This window comes from Actinoplanes sp. KI2, from assembly GCF_025630775.1.
Classification (GTDB): Bacteria; Actinomycetota; Actinomycetes; order Mycobacteriales; family Micromonosporaceae; genus Actinoplanes.
The window spans coordinates 128905-147839 of sequence record NZ_JAOSZE010000023.1 but is presented as its reverse complement, the minus strand read 5'-3'; the positions used below and the strand labels follow the sequence as shown (position 1 = coordinate 147839).

The 18935-nt window shown below is 72.4% G+C and carries 19 protein-coding genes; 10 read left to right on the top strand and 9 right to left on the bottom strand.

Features of this window, described 5'->3' with window-relative positions; genetic code table 11:
* The first annotated feature begins 1 nt into the window (after position 1).
* On the top strand, positions 2–1666 hold the full coding sequence (locus ODJ79_RS24715; protein ID WP_263025937.1) for a glycoside hydrolase family 43 protein: 1665 nt from the start codon (positions 2–4) through the stop codon (positions 1664–1666).
* A 61-nt stretch (positions 1667–1727) separates the two neighbouring features.
* Here the strand turns inward: ODJ79_RS24715 and ODJ79_RS24710 are convergent, their stop codons facing one another.
* Positions 1728–2351, bottom strand: a complete 624-nt coding sequence (locus ODJ79_RS24710; protein ID WP_263025936.1) for a DUF4232 domain-containing protein — start codon at positions 2349–2351, stop codon at positions 1728–1730.
* A gap of 98 nt (positions 2352–2449) precedes the next feature.
* Between ODJ79_RS24710 and ODJ79_RS24705 the strand changes: the two genes are divergently transcribed.
* Positions 2450–3100 carry a TetR/AcrR family transcriptional regulator gene (locus ODJ79_RS24705; RefSeq protein ID WP_263025935.1) on the top strand — a complete coding sequence of 217 codons (651 nt, stop codon included), beginning with the start codon at positions 2450–2452 and terminating at the stop codon, positions 3098–3100.
* Between the two features lie 58 nt (positions 3101–3158).
* On the top strand, positions 3159–4001 hold the full coding sequence (locus ODJ79_RS24700) for a DinB family protein (RefSeq protein WP_263025934.1): 843 nt from the start codon (positions 3159–3161) through the stop codon (positions 3999–4001).
* Positions 4002–4035: 34 nt separating this feature from the next.
* On the opposite strand, the gene ODJ79_RS24695 is transcribed toward ODJ79_RS24700, so the two are convergent.
* Positions 4036–5448 (bottom strand): MDR family MFS transporter, encoded by a 1413-nt coding sequence (locus tag ODJ79_RS24695; RefSeq protein ID WP_263025933.1) that lies wholly within the window; start codon positions 5446–5448, stop codon positions 4036–4038.
* A gap of 78 nt (positions 5449–5526) precedes the next feature.
* On the opposite strand from ODJ79_RS24695, the gene ODJ79_RS24690 reads away from it, so the two are divergent.
* Positions 5527–6228: a TetR/AcrR family transcriptional regulator gene (locus tag ODJ79_RS24690; protein WP_263025932.1), complete on the top strand. Its 702-nt coding sequence runs from the start codon at positions 5527–5529 to the stop codon at positions 6226–6228.
* Positions 6229–6326: 98 nt separating this feature from the next.
* Here ODJ79_RS24690 and ODJ79_RS24685 read toward each other — a convergent pair whose 3' ends face one another.
* The 4 genes from ODJ79_RS24685 to ODJ79_RS24670 form a co-directional block, all read right to left on the bottom strand.
* Positions 6327–7352 carry a maleylacetate reductase gene (locus tag ODJ79_RS24685; protein ID WP_263025931.1) on the bottom strand — a complete coding sequence of 342 codons (1026 nt, stop codon included), beginning with the start codon at positions 7350–7352 and terminating at the stop codon, positions 6327–6329.
* On the bottom strand, positions 7349–8209 hold the full coding sequence (locus tag ODJ79_RS24680) for an intradiol ring-cleavage dioxygenase (RefSeq protein ID WP_263025930.1): 861 nt from the start codon (positions 8207–8209) through the stop codon (positions 7349–7351). The genes ODJ79_RS24685 and ODJ79_RS24680 overlap by 4 nt, the downstream gene beginning before the upstream one ends.
* Positions 8210–8231: 22 nt before the next feature.
* Positions 8232–8882 (bottom strand): transcriptional repressor LexA, encoded by a 651-nt coding sequence (gene lexA, locus ODJ79_RS24675; RefSeq protein ID WP_263025929.1) that lies wholly within the window; start codon positions 8880–8882, stop codon positions 8232–8234.
* A gap of 166 nt (positions 8883–9048) precedes the next feature.
* On the bottom strand, positions 9049–9507 hold the full coding sequence (locus tag ODJ79_RS24670) for a hypothetical protein (RefSeq protein WP_263025928.1): 459 nt from the start codon (positions 9505–9507) through the stop codon (positions 9049–9051).
* A 77-nt stretch (positions 9508–9584) separates the two neighbouring features.
* Here ODJ79_RS24670 and ODJ79_RS24665 point away from each other — a divergent pair, with 77 nt between their 5' ends.
* The 3 genes from ODJ79_RS24665 (at position 9585) to ODJ79_RS24655 (ending at position 11225) form a co-directional block, all read left to right on the top strand.
* Complete coding sequence (locus ODJ79_RS24665; protein WP_263025927.1) at positions 9585–10085, top strand: hypothetical protein; 501 nt, start codon at positions 9585–9587, stop codon at positions 10083–10085.
* A 75-nt stretch (positions 10086–10160) separates the two neighbouring features.
* Entirely contained in the window at positions 10161–10934 is a 774-nt protein-coding gene (locus ODJ79_RS24660) for an IclR family transcriptional regulator (protein ID WP_263025926.1), read from the top strand.
* A gap of 144 nt (positions 10935–11078) precedes the next feature.
* On the top strand, positions 11079–11225 hold the full coding sequence (locus ODJ79_RS24655; RefSeq protein WP_263025925.1) for a hypothetical protein: 147 nt from the start codon (positions 11079–11081) through the stop codon (positions 11223–11225).
* A gap of 75 nt (positions 11226–11300) precedes the next feature.
* On the opposite strand, the gene ODJ79_RS24650 is transcribed toward ODJ79_RS24655, so the two are convergent.
* Complete coding sequence (locus ODJ79_RS24650; RefSeq protein WP_263025924.1) at positions 11301–11825, bottom strand: GNAT family N-acetyltransferase; 525 nt, start codon at positions 11823–11825, stop codon at positions 11301–11303.
* Positions 11826–11951: 126 nt separating this feature from the next.
* On the opposite strand from ODJ79_RS24650, the gene ODJ79_RS24645 reads away from it, so the two are divergent.
* From ODJ79_RS24645 to ODJ79_RS24635, 3 genes are read left to right on the top strand one after another with little or no spacing between them, the layout of a single operon-like run.
* Entirely contained in the window at positions 11952–12749 is a 798-nt protein-coding gene (locus tag ODJ79_RS24645) for an ABC transporter ATP-binding protein (RefSeq protein ID WP_263025923.1), read from the top strand.
* Positions 12750–12778: 29 nt separating this feature from the next.
* Entirely contained in the window at positions 12779–13774 is a 996-nt protein-coding gene (locus ODJ79_RS24640; RefSeq protein ID WP_263025922.1) for an iron-siderophore ABC transporter substrate-binding protein, read from the top strand.
* Between the two features lie 10 nt (positions 13775–13784).
* The gene (locus ODJ79_RS24635; RefSeq protein WP_263025921.1) at positions 13785–15974 is read left to right on the top strand and encodes an iron ABC transporter permease; all 2190 of its coding nucleotides are present in this window, start codon (positions 13785–13787) and stop codon (positions 15972–15974) included.
* Between the two features lie 60 nt (positions 15975–16034).
* Here ODJ79_RS24635 and ODJ79_RS24630 read toward each other — a convergent pair whose 3' ends face one another.
* Together ODJ79_RS24630 and ODJ79_RS24625 are read right to left on the bottom strand one after the other, a co-directional pair.
* Positions 16035–17486: a DUF2993 domain-containing protein gene (locus ODJ79_RS24630; RefSeq protein ID WP_263025920.1), complete on the bottom strand. Its 1452-nt coding sequence runs from the start codon at positions 17484–17486 to the stop codon at positions 16035–16037.
* Between the two features lie 59 nt (positions 17487–17545).
* On the bottom strand, positions 17546–18898 hold the full coding sequence (locus ODJ79_RS24625; protein ID WP_263025919.1) for an MFS transporter: 1353 nt from the start codon (positions 18896–18898) through the stop codon (positions 17546–17548).
* Between the last annotated feature and the right edge of the window lie 37 nt (positions 18899–18935).

The following is an 18935-nucleotide window of genomic DNA, read 5'->3' as shown; positions in this document are numbered from 1 at the left end:
CATGACCAGCAGCACCGAGGCCACGACCGCGACCGTCATCGGCCGCGCGATCCAGAACCCGGTGCTTGCCGGCTTCCACCCCGACCCGTCGATCCTGCGGGTGGGCTCGGACTACTACATCGCCACGTCGACGTTCGAGTGGTACCCGGGCGTACGCCTGCACCACTCGACGAACCTGGTCGACTGGACGCCGCTGGGCGGCGCGCTGACCGAGCGGCGGGTGCTCGACCTGACCGGCGTCGCCGACTCCGGCGGCGTCTGGGCGCCCAGCCTCAGCTACGCGCACGGCGAGTTCCACCTGCTCTACACCGACGTCTCGACGTTCGCCGGCGGGTACTGGGACCCGCAGAACTACCTGGTGACCGCCCCGTCGCCGAGCGGGCCGTGGTCCGACCCGGTGGTGCTGCACGGGCGCGGCTTCGACGCCTCGCTGTTCCACGACGACGACGGCTCGACCTGGATGCTGTCGATGGTCGCCGACGCCCGGCCGGGCCACAACCGGTTCGCCGGCATCTCCGTCCAGCGGTACGACCGTACGATGAAAAAGCTGGTCGGCGACGAGCACATGATCTTCAAGGGCACCGACGCACAGGTGACCGAGGCGCCCAACCTGTACCGCAAGGACGGCTGGTACTACCTGGTCACCGCCGAGGGCGGCACCAGCTGGGAGCACCAGGTCACGGTCGCCCGCTCCCGGGACGTCCTCGGCCCGTACCAGGCCGACCCCGACGGCCCGCTGCTCACCTCGAACGGCCACCCGCACCTCACGCTGCAGAAGGCGGGCCACGGCAGCCTGGTCGAGACCCCGGCCGGGCAGTGGTACCTCGCGCACCTGGTCGGCCGGCCGTACTCGCCGCTCGGCCGCTGCGTGCTCGGCCGCGAGTCGGCCATCCAGGAGGTGACCTGGACCGAGGACGGCTGGCCGCGGATCGAGGGCGGCATCCCGGCCGACACCGTGCCGGCCCCGCTCGGCGTGACCGTCCCGGCCGAGCGACCGGTCTCCTCCGAGGAGCACGAGACCGACGACTTCGACGCCGGCACGCTGGGGGTGAACTGGTCGACGCTGCGCCGGCCGGCCACCGCGGACTGGGTGTCGCTGACCGCCCGGCCCGGGTTCCTGCGGGTCACCGGCGGGCAGTCGCCGATGACCCGGCACCGGCCCAGCCTCGTGGCGCGCCGGGTGGTGGCCCGCTCCTGCGAGTTCGACTCGGTGCTGGAGTTCGTGCCCCGCAACTACCGGCAACTCGCCGGAATAACCGCGTACTACAACACGAAGAACTGGTACTACTTGAACGTGACTGCCGAGGACGACGGCACGCCCGTGCTCGGGCTGCTCGCCTGCGACAGCGGCACGGTGCGGGTGGTGCCCGACGCCCGCGTCGAGGTGACCGGCCTGCGCCGGCTGGGACTGCGGGTGCGGCTGGACGGGGAGGAGCTTTCCTTCGCGTACGCGACGGAGCCCGACCGGACCGACCCGGTCTGGACGCCGATCGGCCCGTCCTTCGACGCGACCACGCTCTCCGACGAGTACGCGGCCACGGTTGTCGCCGGCGAGCCCGAGGCGTGGGGCTTCACCGGCGCGTTCGTCGGGCTGTGGGTGCAGGATCTGGGCGCCGAGGGCGGGTTCGCCGACTACGACCGCGCCTCGTACAAGACCTCTGGGTGAAGAGGGGTGCCCGGGCCGGGAGGGGCGCTCCCGGCCCGGGCATTGAAACCCCGAGCGACCCCTACTTTGCGCCCGCGATGATCGCCAGGACCTTGCCGGTGTTGATGCCGGTCGACGAGCAGGCGACGGTCGCGCCGGTCACAAAGATCGACGTGCTCTCCCGGGGCGGCACGACCCGGTAGCCCTTCACGGTGACCGGCTTGCACTTGGCCGGGTCGGCCTCGCCCGGCTGGTGGTACGCGAGGGTCGCGTGCGCCTGCGCGCCCGGCTCGAGCACGACCGGGGAGGCGGTGCCGGCGTCCGGCGCGAACGGCTTGTTCACCGTCTTGCCGGTCTTGGCGCTGACCCAGGACACCGTCGGGTACCCGGTGAGCGAGCACTTCTCCGGCGATTTGTTGGTGAACACCAGCGAGAGGTAGAGCACGCCCGCGGTGGACTCGACGCCGCCGGTCCTGGCGGTCAGGCTGCCGGTGTGGCAGCGGGAGACGCCGGCGGCCGCCGCGGTGCCGCCGCCGGACGGGGTGGCCTCGGTGGTGCGGTTCGACGGGATCGGCGCCTCGGTCGCGGTGCCCGAGGGGATCACCCAGGTCGCCTGCTGGTCGGCGGTCACCGGGGGCTCGTCGTTAGAGCAGGCGGCGACCAGCACGAGCGGCACGGCGGCGAGAAGATTAGCGAGGGGTCTCATCGGAACCTTGTCGTCGGACGGGGTCCAACCATCAAACCCCATCACCGCCAGTTCGGCACGCCCGCCCCGGCGCGAACACGTTCGTTACGATGGGCGGCATGAGGAAAGCCCCGGTCAGCCGCCGTGATCGCCCCGCCAAGCCGCCGCTGAGCCGGGACGGGGTGATCGCCGTGGCCCTGCGGATCATGCAGGAGGAGGGGCTGGAGAAGCTGACCATGCGGCGGGTCGCGGCCGAGTTGGACACCGGGCCGGCGTCCCTCTACGTCTACGTGTCGAACATGGCCGAGCTGCACGGCGCGCTGCTTGATGAGCTGCTGACTTATTTATCGGATATGCCCGGTTCGTGGAGCGATCGCGTGGTCGATCTGCTCGGGCAGTATCACTTGATATTGACCAAATATCCTGGCCTCGCCCGCTCGGTGCTGCTGCTCCGGCCGGCCGGGCCGCGCTACGTCCGCCTGATCGACACCCTTCTCGGCCTGCTGCACGAGGGCGGCGTCCCACCTGCCCAGGCCGCCTGGGGCGTGGACCTGCTGCTGCAGATGGCCACCGCCTCGGCCGCGGAGCACGCCGGCGACGATCAGTCCGATCAGCAGCAGGTCGAGGCGGTCCGCGACGCCGACCCGCTCGACTACCCCAACGTCAGCCGGGTCCGGGACGAGCTGTTCGCGGGCACCGGCGAGCAGCGCCAGCGCTGGGCCTTCACCGCGCTCCTCAAGGGCATCGCGACGACGCCTCGAGGGTCCTGAGTTTCAATCCGGGTACGGAGTGATGCGCGCCTCGGTTCTGTCGTGCAGACTGCCCGGCATGATCGTCGAGCCCGACCGGGACGCCCTGCGCGCCGCCCTGGACCGCGAAAGCCGCCGCCTGGTCGAGCGGGTCCGGTCCAGCTCACATCTGGGCGCCCCGGTACCGGGCCTGGACTGGACCGCAAGCCAGTTGGTCGCGCACCTGTGCGTGGTCTACCGCGCGTTCGCGCTGGCCCTGCGCGGCGAGGACCTGACCGAGGAGATCGCCGCCAACCTGGGCAGCGGTGAGACCCTGCCCGAGGTGGTGGCCTCGACGAACGCCCGGGCGGTGACGGTGGTGACCTTCCCCGGGCCCGGCGAGGCCGCCGACGCGCTGCGCGAATGCGCCGACGAAATGCTCGCGGCGCTGGACTCCGGCCCGGATCTGCTCGCGGAGCGCCCGACGCCGTGGTACGGAACCGGCATGACGCGCACCGTCGGCACCCTCGCCGCGCTCACCGTCAGCGAGAGCGTGGTGCACGGCTACGACCTCGCGCGAGCCTTGCGGACGCGGCCGTGGCTGGACGAGCGGTCGGCCGCGGCGGCCGCGCCGACCGTGATGAGCGCGATGCTGCCGCTGCTGGTCGACCCGGCGGGCGCCCACGGGTTCACCGGCAGCTTCGAGGTCCGCATCCGCCAGGCGGCCCCGTTCGTGCTCCAGGTGGCCGAGGGGCAGGCCACCGCGGAACCGGCCGACGGCCGCGAGGTTGACTGCGTTCTGTCGCTGTCGGCCTGCGGCGCCCTTCTGGTCGGCTTCCGCCGGCGCAAGCTGTGGCAGGCGATCGCGGCCGGCGGCGCGCTCGCCACCGGCCGCCGCCCGTGGCTCGGCCTGCGGTTCAACACCCTGTTCCGGCTCCCCTGACGAGACGGCCCGCGGTGCCGGCCCTCGCCCGCTCCTAGGCCGCTGCGGGCGCCTTCTCCGGGTCGGCTGACCGGTCGCCCGTGCGCGGCGAACCACGCATCAGCATGACCGGGATCAGCGTCAGGGCGGCGGCACCGAAGGCCCACCAGAACGTGGCGCCGAACGCGGCCGCGAGCGACCCGGCGCCCGCCGCGTTGCGCTGCAGGGCCACGGCCAGCACGGCGACCCCGAACGAGCTTCCGACCTGCTGGAACACCCGTACCGCGGTGGTCGCGTGCGGCACCAGGTCGGGCGACAGATCCGCATACGTGCCTGCCTGCGCCGACACCACCAGCGTCCCGAAACCGGCCCCGCTCAGGGCGATCAGCGGAACCAGCACCCACTGACTGGTCCCCGCCGTGAGCTGGGTCAGCGCGAGCGTCGTCGCGAGCATCAGCAGCACCCCGGCAACGGCCACCGGGCGTACGCCGAAGCGCTCGGTCCATCGCCCGGCGACGCTCAGGGCGATCGCCGAGCCGGCGCCCTGCGGTGCCAGCAGCAGCCCCGCGTGCAGCGGCGTGAACCCGTGCACCTGCTGGTAGTACAGCGGGATCAGCAGCAGCGTGCCGATCAGGGCCACCATCGCCAGGAACATCGCCGCCGACGAGGCCGCGAACGCCCGGCGGCCGAACAACCGCAGATCGACCACCGGCTCGGCGACCCGCAGCGCATGCCGGACGAACCACGCCAGCAACAGCAGCCCGGCGACCGGCACCGCGACCGTCGCAGCGCCGAAGCGGCCGTCGGCGCCGGCGCTCGACAGCCCCCAGACGATCGCGGCCAGCGCCGGCGACAGCAGCGCCAGCCCGAGCACGTCCAGGCGGGCCGGCCGTGACCCGCGCCCGCCGGGCAGGACCCGGGCCGCCGCCCCCGCCGCCAGCAGGCAGATCGGCAGATTGACCAGGAAGATCCAGCGCCAGCCGAGCCCATCGACCAGCACCCCGCCCAGCACCGGGCCGAGCACCGGGCCGAGCAGCAGCGGGATGCCGATCAGCGCCATCACCTGGCCCAGCTGCCGACCGGCGGCTCGCCGGGCGAGGATCGTCTGGAACAAGGGCAGGAGCATGCCGCCGCCGGCGCCCTGCACCACCCGCATCGCGATCAGGCTGCCCGCCGACCAGGCCAGGCCGCACAGCAGCGATCCGGCGGTGAACAGCGCCAGGGACGCCAGCCACGCCGTCCGGGCGCCGAGGCGGTCGATCGCCCAGCCGGCCACCGGTATCACCGCCGCCATCGCCAGCAGGTAGGCCGCGCTGATCCACTGCACGGTGGGCAGGTCGGCGTGGAAGTCGCGGCGGAAGCTCTCCAGCGCGATGTTGACCATCGTCGAGTCCATCTGGACCAGGAACACGCCGAGCAGGATCGCGCCGACGAGCGCCAGCAGATCCCGGGGCAGTCTCTCCGCCATCACGTCTCCCTCGTGTGCGATACGGCGTACGTGTCGCGATACACCGTATCGCTTTCCGTACAGCGTTACCATCCGGGGATGACCGAGATGTGGACCCGGCCGGCCAAGCCGCAGCGCCTGACCCGGGAGGCGGTGGTGGCGAGCGCGGTCGAGCTCGCCGACCGGGAGGGCCTCGAAGCCGTTTCCGTACGCCGGGTCGCCGCCGAGCTCAAGGCCCGGCCGATGAGCCTGTACTCGTTCTTCGAGCGCAAGGAGGAACTGGTCGATCTCATGGTCGACCGGGTGCTGGGCGAGATGCTGCTGGACGAGGTGCCGTCCGGCGACTGGCGTGACGCGCTCAAGGCGGTGCTGCACCGGCAGATCGAGGTGGGCCGGCGGCACCCGTGGGTGATGAGCGCGTTCGGGGCGCGGGCGCCGATCGGCCCGAACGCGGCCCGGCACGCCGACCAGTCCCTGGCCGCCGTCGCGGGGGCGGGCCTGCCGCCGGAACGCGCGCTCCAGCTGCTCCGGGCGGTCGACATCTACCTGTGGGGCTTCGCCATGCTCGCCGGGCAGGAGCAGGCGGCCCGCCGGCGCGACGGGCTCACCGAGGAGCAGTGGCGAGACTCGACCGGCACGTACTTCGCCGAGATCACCGCGGGTGGCGACCTGCCGCACCTGGCCGAGGCGGGGCGTCGCGGCCTGCTGCGGGGTGGCCTCGACGACTGGATCGCCGACTTCGACGAGGGCCTGACCTGGCTGCTCGACGGATTCGCGGCGACGCTGCCCGGGCCGGCCTGATCCGTCGCCGGCCTGATCCGTCGCCGGCCTGATCCGTCGCCGGCCCGATCCGTCGCCGGCCCGATCCGTCGCCGGCCTCGTCCCTCGACGTGGTCCGATCAGCCCGGCGGCGGGGTTCCCGCCCAGGCGGCGTGCAGCAGGTCGCGGACGTCCGACCGGGTCACCGGCCGCGGGTTCGGGAAGGTCGCGCCCGCCACGAGATCGGCGACCCGGTCGATGTCGGCGGCGTCCATGCCCAGCTCACGCAGCGATCGGGGCGCGCCGAGCTCGCCCTCGAGCGCCCAGAGCGACCGGCCGTCCAGCTCCCGGGCCACCGCGCCGCCGTTGTATGCCAGCACGTGCGGGAGCACGACCGTGTGTGTCTCGGCGTGCGGCAGATTCAGCGTGCCGCCGAGCGTGTGACACAGCCTGTGGTGCAGGCCCATCGTGGTCGCGCCGAGCACCGCCCCGCACAGCCACGCGCCGTACAGGGCGTCCGCCCGCGCCTGCGCGTCCTCGGGGCCGGCGACGATCGCCGGCAGCGCGGCGGTCAGCGCCCGGATGCCCTCCCGGGCCATCAGCGCGACGATCGGCGAGCCGTCCGGGGCGTACAGGCCCTCGGCAGCGTGCGCGAGCGCGTTGACTCCGCTGGTCACGGCCAGCCCGACCGGCATGCTCAGGGTGAGCGCCGGGTCGTAGACCACGCTCACCGGCAGCACCTTCCGATCGCGGCCGGTGCGTTTCACGCCGTCCTCGGTGAGTCCCCAGACCGGCGTCATCTCCGATCCGGCGTACGTGGTGGGCACGGCCACCACCGGCAGGCCGTGCTCGAGCGCGACCGCCTTGCCCAGCCCGATCGCCGATCCGCCGCCGACCGCGACGCACCCGTCGGCGGCCAGCTCGGCCGCCACCGCACGGGCCCGCCCGGCCACCTCGACCGGCACGTGCATCCTCGCCTCGGGCAGAACGCCCACGCAGCGGTCGCCGAGCGCCTCGGCCACCTGCTTGCCCACCGCCTCCTGGCGCGGCCCGCACAGCACCAGGATCCGCTCCAGACCGATCGCGCCGACCTCGTCCGGCAGCCGGGACAGCGAGCCGGCGCCGAACACCACCCGCATCGGCAGGGCGTCGTAGCGGAAGTTCATCGCTGCAGCACGATGTCGAAGGTGAGCGTCCGGAAGGGATTCTCCAGACCGAGCGACCGGGCCCGCGCCGGATCGTCGACCTCGGGAACCTCCCGGATCAGGCTCTCCTTGACCCCGAACACCGCATCCGAGTCCAGATAAGGGCTGTCCGCCACGAAGACGTGGGTGGTCACCGTGCGATAGCCGGGCGCCGAGACGATGAAGTGCAGGTGTGCCGGCCGGTACGGATGCCGCCCGGTCGCCGCGAGCAGTTGCCCGACCGGGCCGTCGTCCGGGATCGGGTAGTACCGGGGCACGATCGATCGGAACCAGAACCTGCCGTCGGCGTCGGTCGTGAACAGTCCCCGCAGGTTCAGCTCCGGCTGGATGCCCGGCTGCTGCACGTCGTAGTAGCCGTCGTCGTTCGCCTGCCAGATGTCCACCCGCGCGCCCGGCACCGGTTCCCCGCCGACGCCGGTGACCTGGCCGGAGACCAGGCACGGCGTGCCCTTGCCGTCCAGCGCCACGTCGTCGCCGAGCTCCCGGGGCGGCGAGGCGACCACATGGAACGGGCCGAGCACGGTCGACTCGGTGGACCCGCGGCCAGCCCGATGGTTGATCGTCTCGACCAGCATCGAGACCCCCAGCACGTCGGAGAGCAGGATGAACTCCTGCCGGTTCGCGTCGCATTTCTGCCCGGTCCGGGTCAGGAAGTCGATCGCCGCGGCCCACTCGGCCTCGGTCAGCTCGACCTGTTTGACGAACGCGTGCAGGTGCTCGACCAGGGCGCCCAGCACCTCGCGCAGCCGGTCGTCCGGGGTGTTGGCAAAGCTCGCGGCCACGACCTCGGCCGAGCGCTCCTCGCTGAACGTGTTCACCCGCTCAGCGTAGGCCGGAGTGCTAGGTGCGGCGCATCACCGAGACGACCTTGCCGAGGATGACCGCGCGATCGCCGTCGATGTCCGAGTAGGCGGGGTTGCGCGCCTCCAGGACCACCCGCCCGCCGCGCCGCCGGTACACCTTCACCGTGGCCTCGTCGTCGATCATCGCGGCCACGATGTCGCCGTTGACGGCCTCGTGCTGCTGCTTGACGATCACCAGGTCGCCGTCGCAGATCGCCGCGTCGACCATCGAGTCGCCGCGCACCCGCAGCGCGAACAGGTTCCCCTTGCCGACCAGCTCGCGCGGCAGGTCGAGGACCTCGTCGAAGCTCTGCTCGGCCAGGATCGGCGGGCCGGCCGCGATGTCGCCGAGCAGTGGCACGCCGATCGTGTTCGTCCTCGGCCGTTCCGGCTCGGGCCGCAGGAACATGCGCACGTCGATCGGCCGGGTCGCCGTGCCGCGCCGCAGGTATCCGCGGTCCTCCAGGGCCCGCAGGTGCCGGCTCACCGACGAGGCGGACAGACCGACGGCGTCGCCGATCTCCCGCGTCGACGGCGAATAGCCGTGCCGCACCGCCGACTGCTGAATGACCGCGAGGATCCGGCGCTGCCGCTCACCCAGCTCCGACCCGTCGAGATGTTCCGGTATCACCCCCGGATCCTGCCGCATCCCCGCACGTCCGGCGCGGCGGCACGCCGATTTCGCCGGCGGTGACCACCCACTCATGCCCGGCGGTCGCGGAACGGCCCGGACCGAACGCCTGGCTCGCGGGGAGAACATCGGTTCGCGGCACCTGCGGTCGGCGGCGCCGCCGAGCGTACGGTATCGATCGGTTTCATCCCGCCCGCGTGAAGTCGGCGGTCCAGTTGGTCTCCCACGTCCGGCCCTCGTCGGTGGAGAAGGCCTGTTCCCAGCGGCAGGCGTCGTCGCCGAGAACGGTCCACTGGTAACGGACGCGGATCGGGCGGCCGTGCCAGTCCTCGTCGTCGTAGAAGCGGCCGACGCCGTCCTCCTCGAATCGGCCGACCGTCGGGGGAAGCGCGAGGCCGGTGTCGTTGCGCGCCCAATAGATCGACCACAGCTCGGTCGCCGGGTCGAACAGTCGCACCGTCAGGCCGGTGTAGCCCTGCTCCGGGTAGGTGACCTCGTCGATGTTGCCGCCGCCGCCGAAGACGCTCCAGCAGCGGGTGACGCCGGAGAACTCGTACCAGTCGTCGCTGCCGGCCAGGACCTCGCGCAACCGGCGCTGCCGGGAGGTCCAGTCGCCGACCAGGAAATCGAAGTTGTTCGCCATGCCGCGACGCTAGGGCTCCCCCACTGACATCCTGTGTCAGCAACTGTTCGCCGCCGGGTCGTGGCATCATGCCGCGCATGGAAATCGTGCCCGGGGAGGGCGTCGCAACGGCGAAGGTCGGCGAGAGCCGCGCGGTGATCGAGTCTCGGCTGGGACCGCCGGTCCATCCCGGCCGGGAGGACAAGGCGGTGTACGAGACGGTACCGATGCTGATCCTGACCTACGCCGAGGACGACACGGTCGAGGTCGTCGAGATCGGCTACACCGGCGACGGCGGCGAGGAGGTCTTCTTCGACGGGGTCCAGCTGACCTACCGGTTCATGGACGACGTGGTGGCCGATCTGGCCGCGCGGGGCCACGCGTACGAGGAGATCGACGTCGGGTACCGGTTCGAGCCGGGCTTCGCGCTGTACTCGATGGGCGCTCGCACCGCCCGCGACCTGGATCCGACCGCCTCGGCGGACGACGAGCGGGAAATCGTCGAGGGCGTGTCGGTGGCGCCGTACGACTACTTCCGCGAGCCGACCGACGAGGAGGTCGAGGAGTACTTCCGGGGCATCGAGGAGCGCTACCGCTGACCGACCGTCCTTGATGGACGGAGGTTCGGCGATCGCAGGGAACGGCGCCATGGTGCACCGGGGTACTGTTTCGGCATGTCCGCTGCCGGTTCGGATCGCCGTGGTGAGGTCCGATCGGTCGCTCGGGCGCTCGACATCCTCAGCGCGTTCAGCTCGGCGCACCCTCGTCTGACGCTGTCCGAGCTGGCCGAGGCGGTGGGCATGCCCCGGCCGAGCGTGCGCCGGATCGCGGTGACCCTGATCGAGCGTGGCTTCCTGCGGCAGGACCCCGGCGGGGCATACCTGCTGGGTTTGCGCCTGCTCGAGCTGGGCAGCCAGGTCTCGGAGAGCTCGGCGATCACCCATCGGACCGGCGCCGCGGCCGACGAGCTGGCCCGGATGACCGGCGAGACCGTGCTGATCGCCGAGGTCGACTGGGACTCGCTCTCGCTGCTGATCATCGGCCGCCGGGAGCCGCTGCAGCCGCCCGTCGCCGAGACCTCGCCGATCGGGCGGCGGTACGCGCTCAGCAGCGGGTGCATCGCCAAGGCGGTGCTGTCCGGCCTCCCGCCCGAGGGCGCCGCCGCGATCGTGCCGAGGCTGCGGCTGACCCCGCGCACGGCGGCCACCATTGTGGACCCGGATCGGCTGGCGGCCGACGTGGCGGCCAGCCGCGCCCGCGGTTACGCCATCCAGTCCGGCGAGTTCCTGGTCGGCATGGCCGGGGCCGCCGTTCCGGTGCACGTCGGCGGGCGGGTCGTGGGGGCGCTGGCCGTGCTCGGGACGGCGCTGCGCTACCCGAGCCCGAAGCTGCACCGCACCGGGCGGCTGGTGCGCAGCGTGCTCGCCCAGCACCGCCCGGCCGCCTGACACCGCCCGGCCCGGCCGCCGCGCACCGGCTGTGAGCGGCGCATCGCGGCTGGTCACGCGTTTCGCAGTGCGGAATCGAGGATCGTTGCGGACGGGTCGCGCCGGCTATCCTCCGCCCGTTGCATCACGAGCAGGAGGATCGCCGTGCCGCGCAAGGACGCCGACGAGCAGCAGGGCATCGAGTACGAGAAGGACGGCGGCGGCACCACCGCCACCCTGGTCGTCGGCGGGCTGGTCCTGCTCATGATGCTGGCCCTGGCCGGGCTGCTGTACCTGACGTTCGCACGCTGAGGCCGCGGGTCCGCACCCTGGAGCGCCCCCAGTGCCGGGGTGCGGATACCGCCCTCATCCCCGGATCCGCCGGTTTCAGAGTGCCTTGTGGAAGACGAGGAAGTCGCATTCGGTCGCCAGGCGCGGGACCAGGTCGGGATAGTCCTCGCCGAGGTGGCCGTGCCGGACCACGCGATAGCCGAGCCGCTGGTACCAGTCGCGCAGGAACTGCTTGACCGGATGTGTCCAACCGCTCGGGAACAACAGCTCCAACTGCATCGCGGGCAGGCTCCGCGATCGGGCCCAGTCCTCGGCGTACGCGATCAGATCACGCCCGATGCCGGCGCCGCGCCGCGCGGGGTCCGCGACCAGCATGCCGAACTCGCCCTCGCCGGTCGGCAGGCGCTGCAGGCGCATCACGCCGATCAGGGCGTCGCCGTCGCGCGCCGCCACCAGATGGCCCGCATCGATCATCGCGGCGATCTCGGCGGGACTGGTCCGGTCGGTGCCCTCGAGCCAGATGCCCTGCTCGGCGACGGCGTAGGCCCGGTTCACCAACTCGGTCACCTCCGCCACGAACCGCTCGTCGGCAGACCGTTCCTTCTCGACCAGATAAATCATCTCTTGCCAGCTTTCATGATCATGTCCCGCGTTCAAAATATCGGCTGGTCCGCACCGCGGGCGTGACCGGGCTCACGTCGCGGGACCGTCGTTTTCCCGGCGAGTTGCTTAGGTTAGCCTCACCTCATGACAGGAGAGGCTGCGCTCAGCGGCGCGGGGCTGACGCTCGCCTATGACGGCCGCACCGTCGTCCACGAGGCCGGCATCGAGCTGCGCGCCGGCCGCGTCGTGGCGCTGATCGGCCCCAACGGCTCGGGCAAGTCGACGCTGCTGCGCTCGCTCGCCCGGCTGCACGCCGCCCAGGCCGGTACGGTCAGCCTGGACGGCGCGGACGCGCTCGCGTTGCGCCCCAGGGACTTCGCGCGCCGGGTCACCCTGCTCACCCAGTCCCGCCCCACCCCCGGCGGCGTCCGGGTGCGGGACGTGGTCGCGTACGGCCGGCACCCGTACCGCAGCCGGTTCGGCACCGGCGATCCGGACGGTCCCGCGCTGATCGACCGCGCGATGCGGCTCACCGGCGTGGAGCAGATGGCCGACCGCGCCGTCGACGAGCTCTCCGGCGGCGAGCTGCAACGGGTCTGGCTCGCCACCTGCCTCGCCCAGGACACCGGCGTCCTGCTGCTCGACGAGCCGACCACCTTCCTGGACCTGCGCTACCAGATCGAGACGCTCGACATCGTTCGCGACCTCGCCGACGAGCACGGCGTCGCGGTCGGCGTGGTCCTGCACGACCTCGATCAGGCGGCCGCGGTCGCCGACGAGCTCGTGGTGCTGGCCCGCGGCGCCGTCCGGGCCACCGGCAAGCCCGACGAAGTGCTCACTTCCGATCTCCTCTCCGAGGTCTACGGACTGCGCATCCACGTGCACATCGACGCGGACGGTCACGTCCGCACCAAGCCGGTCGGCCGGCACCACACCATGTGATCACCTGATACCGAAAGGCCCCCCGAAAGATGGCTATCACCCGCCGCGCGTTCGCCACCACGGCGGCCGCGCTCACCGCACTGTTCGTCGCGGCCTGCGGCACCACCGAGGACCCGGCCGGCACCGCCGCCGCCCCGGCGTCCTCCGCGCCCTCCGGCCCGGTCGACCTTCAGGACGAGCGCGGCGCCGTGCACCTCGACGCGCCGGCCACGAACGTCGTCTCGCTGGAGTGGGGCCTCACCGAGAACCTGCTCGCGCTCGGCGTGAAGCCGGCCGGCCAGGCCGACGTCAAGGGCTACAACCTCTGGGACTCGACCACCCCGATCGACCCGAGGACCCCGGACGTCGGCAAGCGTGGCGAGCCGAGCCTCGACGCGATCGTGGCGCTCAACCCCGACCTGGTCGTCACCACCACCGATCTTCCGGCGACGGTGATCGCGCAGATCGCCAAGAAGGTTCCGGTGATCGCGCTGCGCGGCTCGGACGGATCGGATCCGATCGGCTACCTGCGCAAGACGGTGACCACCCTCGCCAAGGCGACCGGCACCGACGAGCAGGGCGCCAAGCTGCTCGCCGGCTTCGACGCGAAGGTCGCCGCCGGGAAGGACGCCCTCGCCAAGGCCGGCAAGACCGGCGCGCCGTTCGTGATGACCGACGGCTGGGTCGACTCCGGCACCGTCTCGATCCGGATGTACACCCCGAACTCGTTCTTCGGCGCCGTCGCCAAGGAGCTCGGCCTGCAGAACCAGTGGACCAGCGGCGGCGACAAGGACTACGGACTCGCCCAGACCGACGTCGAGGGCCTCACCAAGATCAAGGACGCGAACACCACCTATCTGTACGCCGCGAACAAGTCGGACGGTGGCGACTACACCGACTCGCTCAAGAACAACGCGGTCTGGAAGCAGCTGCCGTTCGTGCCGGGCCAGAAGGTGAAGCGCCTCCCGGACGGCATCTGGATGTTCGGCGGCCCGGCCTCGGCAGCGGCCTACATCGACGCGGTCGTCACTGCCCTGAGCGCCTGAGGAAGCAAGAATGACCAGCACGACCAGCACCTCGCCGGCGGACTCGGACACCGGCGCCCCGGCCACGCCGGCGGACTCGGACACCGGCGCCCCGGCCACGCCGGCGGACTCGGACACCGGCGCCCCGGTCACGCCGGCGACCGGGCGACCGATGGTGTCCGGCATCGTCGCGCTCTTCGCCGGTTCGGTCGTGCTGCTTCTGCTCCTGTCCGCGGTTCACCTCGCACAGGGAACCGCGAACCTGAGCGTCGCCGAGCTGGTGCGCGCGCTCTGGCCCTGGGCACACCAGGACTCGGAGCGCGCCCAGGCGGTCGCCGTGCTGGTCGCCAGCCGGTTCCCCCGGGTGGCGGCCGCCGTGCTCGTCGGCCTCGCGGTCGGCGTGGCCGGCGGCGTCCTGCAGTCGGTGGCCCGCAACTCGCTCGCCTCCCCCGACACGCTCGCGGTCAACGCCGGCGCGTACGTGTCGGTGGTCGCGGTCGCCGCGTTCGGCGTCTCGCTCCCGTTCTTCCTCAACGGCCTGACCGCCTTCCTCGGCGGCCTGCTCGCCGCCGGTCTCGTGCTGCTGGTCGCCCGCGGCGGCGCGGCCGGACCGACCCGGCTGATCCTGGCCGGCTCGGCGGTGGCCCTCGCCCTGGACGCGCTCACCACCGTGCTCCTGATGCTGTTCCAGCAGAACACGATCGGCCTGTTCTCCTGGGGCAGCGGCACCACCGTCCAGTCCGGATCGGAACAGGTCACCCGCGCCGCGCCGATCGTCGCCGCCGGCATCCTGGCCGTGCTGCTGCTCGCCCACCGGCTGGACGTGCTGGCGTTGGGCGACGATCCGGCCCGGGTGCTCGGCGTCGACGTCCGCCGTACCCGGGTGCTCGCCGTCCTCGCCGCCGTCCTGCTGGCCGCGATCGCCGTCACCGTGGCCGGCCCGATCGGTTTCGTCGGCCTCTGCGCGCCGGTGATCGCCCGGCTGGTCGCCCGCCGGGTGCCCGGTCTCGGCGCCCACCTCCTGCTGCTCCCCTTCGCCGGTCTGGCCGGAGCGCTCATCGTGGTCGGCGCGGACGTGCTGATGCGCGCGGTGCTCCCGGCCGACGTGGCCATCTCGGTGCCCACCGGCATCGTCACCTCGCTGGCCGGCGCGACCGTGCTGGTCTGGCTCGCCCGGCGCACCCGCGACGGCGGTCCCGCGTCCGCCCCGAACCGCGGGGCGCACGGCGCGGTCCGCTCCCGCGGCTGGATCGTCACGGTCGCGGTGCTGCTCGCCGTGGCGCTGGTCGCCGCGGTGGTCGCCGCACTGCTGCTCGGCGACCGGATGGTCCTGCTCGGCGACGTGGCCAACTGGTGGCGCGGTGCCGCCGGGCGCAACGTCAGCTTCGCCCTCGACCAGCGCTGGCCCCGTGTGCTGGCCGCGCTGCTGGGTGGCGCCGCGCTGGCGTTGGCCGGCTCGATCGTGCAGGCGGTCTGCCGCAACCCGCTCGCCGAGCCGGGCCTGCTCGGCGTCACGCCGGGCGCGAGCGTCGGCGCGGTCGCCGTCGTGCTCCTGCTGCCCGGTCTCGGCATCTGGCCGGTGATGGCGGCGGCCACGGTCGCCGCGCTCGGCACGTTCGCGCTGGTGTACTGGCTCGCGGCCGGCCGCGGCCCGGCCTCGGACCGGATCGTCCTGGTCGGTGTCGGCGTCAGCGCGGGCGCCACGGCCATCACCACGCTGGTCGTGGTCGTGATCGCGCCGTGGAACACCGGGACGGCGCTGACCTGGCTGGCCGGCTCGACGTACGGGCGAACGTCGGGTCAGATCGTCCCGGTCGCGCTGGTGTTGCTGGCGGCGCTGCCGATCGCGCTCGCCGGCGGTCGCACGCTGGACCTGGTCGCGCTGGACGAGGACGTGCCGCGGGTGCTGGGGGTGCCGCTGCAGCGGGCGCGGCTCGGGTTTCTGGCGGTGGCGGCGGTGCTGACGGCGGCGGCCGCATGCGCGGTGGGTGCGCTGGCCTTCGTCGGGCTGGTCGCGCCGCACGCCGCGCGGGCACTGGTCGGGGCGAGGCATTCCCGGTCGATTCCGGTCGCGGTCGGTCTCGGGGCGGTGCTGGTCAGTGTCGCGGACACGGTCGGGCGCACGGTGCTGGCGCCCACCCAGGTGGCGGCGGGGCTGGTGACGGCGCTGATCGGGGCGCCGTACTTCGTCTGGCTGCTCTGGCGCAGCCGCACCGCCTGACAAGTCCCGCCGGGCTCTTGTCTCGCGGCGTCGAAATGCCGCTCGGCGAGCGCCGGGGCGCTAGCATCCGCCGCCGGTCAGGCTGCCGCGGGCGAGCGTCACGTCCTTGCCCGTCAGGTGGATGCGCAGGGCGGTCGGCAGCACCTCCACCTTGTCGTACCGCAGATTGGCCGGCAGCGCCTGCAGCGGGAACGTCGTCTGCTGCGCCGCCACCTCGCGCAGCACATTCTTGGCCGGGAACCGGATGCCGAACATCTCGATCTGCTGTGGCGAGATGTCCAGTGTGGTCCCGCGGATCTGCGGCCGCCCGTACAACTCGATCGGCGTCGCGTCGCCCGTGCCGCCCGTCTGGCTGGCGGTCAGGAAGCCGTCCTCGGCGCCGAACACGGTCGGGTTGTCGCCGGGCGGCTGGGTCAGCGCCGAGAACGGTTTCACGGTCACGCCTTCGATGGCCACCCGGATGCCGCCCGCATCGACCGATACCGAACGGTAGGCGACGCCGGAGGGCAGGGCGGGCAGCGTACGGGAAAGGTCCTTCCGGTCGATCTGGGAGAGGACGAGCTTGGCGATCGGGTCGTTGAGGCCGTGGTCGCCGCCGAGAATGTGGACCTTGGTGGGGGTGAGCGTGAGGGTGCCGCCGGCGAGGACCGGCGAGGCGAAGATGGTAAGCGGCAGGCCGACCGCGGACGTGTTGATGCCGAGCAGGCCGCCGGTGGCCGAGTAGGTGACCGATCGGCCGCCGACCTCCGTCGGCAGCTCGGACAGCGCGGTGGTGGCGACGCCGGCGAGCGCGACGTGCACGCCGTTCCTCTGCGGCGCGATCGATTTGTACGCGACGCCGTCCGGCAGATGCGGCAGCTTCTCGGTGCGCACCCCGCCGGTCAGATCGCTCACCCGGGAGGCCGCGATGGTCTGCCCGAAGATCTCCAGCCGGTCGGGAACCGATCTCGCGGTCTCGCCGACGATGGCCATCCGCAGGAACAGCTTGGCCCGGACATTCCGGGCCGCTTCCGGCGGCATCACCACGCCGACGGTCAGTCCGCCGTCGGGGGCGCGCCGGAAGCTCGGCGTGGTCGTCCCCGCCCTGGCGGGCAGGTGCGCGAATCCGACCGTGATGGTGGCGTCGATGCTGCCGACGTGCGTGCTGTTCCGGTCCGGCCGGCTGACGTCCTTCAAGGTCGCCACGAAGGCCGCGTGCGGGACGCCGCTGAGCGTGGCGTCCGGAACCGACAGCCGCAGCTCGTCGAGGTTGCCGCGGAGCACCTGCGGCACCAGCGGCCCGCCGGCCACGGTCACCTGCGGCGCGGCGGCCAGGGCGCCGGGGCAGGCGATCTGGTCGCTCACCCGGGACATGACCTGGCGGCTGAGAAACCCTTCGAGGATCGGCAGCGGCACCGCCATCGCCAGCATGCCGATCGCGACGACCAGCACGACCACGCTGGCCGCCACGGCCACCCACCGCTTCCGCAGGCGGAAACGGGCCAGATGTGTCGCCCGATAGACCTCGGTCATACCGATGTTTACGGATGGGTAACGTCCCGGGGTTCAGCGATCAACCGGCTCGACGAGGTTTACGCGCTGATCAGTTCACTCTCGACGGGTACGGCGGCGGCCGGCCGCTTCACGAGCACGGCGAGCCCGGCGGCGACCAGCACGGCCGCGGCGACGAACGGCAGCCGGTAGCCCCCGGCCGAGAGCGTGGCGAGCACGGCCAGACCGAGCGCCGAGCCGACCTCCGCGGTGGTGCTGAAGACGCCCGAGGCCAGGCCCGCGTCGTCCGGTGTGGCCGACGACATGGCGAGCGCGGCGAGCGCCGGGAACGCCAGCCCGCCGCCGAGACCGAGCAGCAGCATCGACGGCAGCACATCGATCAGATATGACCCGTCCGACGGCACCCGGGCGAAGTACGCCAGGCCGGCCACGACGAGCCCCAGCCCGGTGAGCACCAGGCGCCGCGCCCCGTACCGCCCGATCAGCCGCTCGGTGTAGCGCAGCGACAGCCCGCCCATCACGACCGTGACCGGCAGGAACGCGAGGCCGATCCGCATCGCGTCGTAGCCGAGGACGTGCTGGCAGTAGAGCACCCCGACGAAGAACATGCCGAACATCCCGGCCGCGCTGAGCAGTTGGGCGAGGTTGGCGCGGGCGGTCTCACCCTGGCGGAAGATGCGCAACGGGACCAGCGGCGCCGCGGCGGTGGCCTCGCGGACCACGAACGCCACCCCGAGCCCCAGCGCCGGCAGAGCCAGCGGCAGCGATCCGCCGGGCGTGACCACCGTGTACACCGTGACCATCAGGGCCCCGGTGATCAGAACCGCTCCCAGGACGTCCGCACCTTGCCGCAGCCCCGGCCCCCGATCGGCCGTGACCAACCTCCGGGCTGCGGCAAAGGTGCAGACCCCGACCGGCACGTTGACGAAGAAGATCCAGTGCCAGTTCACGGCCGAGGTGAGCACGCCGCCGAGCAACAGCCCGGCCGCTCCCCCCGCCGAGGCCACGAAGCTGTAGACGCCGATCGCCCGCGCCTGCTCCCGCGCCCCGGGAAACATCGTCACGATCATCCCGAGGATGACCGCCGAGGTGGCGGCGCCGCCGACGCCCTGCAGGAACCGGGCGGCGATGAGCATCTCCCGGTTCGCCGCAAGCCCGCACAGCGCGGACGCGAGCGTGAACACGACCAGACCCGACAGGAAGACGCCACGCCGGGACACCAGGTCACCGAGCCGCCCGGCGAGCAGCAACAGGCTCCCGAACGGGATCAGGTACGCGTTGACCACCCAGGCCAGCCCCGGCTGCGAGAAACCCAGCTCGCCCTGGATCGCCGGCAGGGCGACGTTCACGATCGTGACATCCAAGATGATCATCAACAGCCCCGCGCACAGCACCATCAGCGCGATCCACCTGCGATCCGTCGTCTTCGGCACGGCCGCCGACCTCCCTCACTCATTACGATCGCCAGGA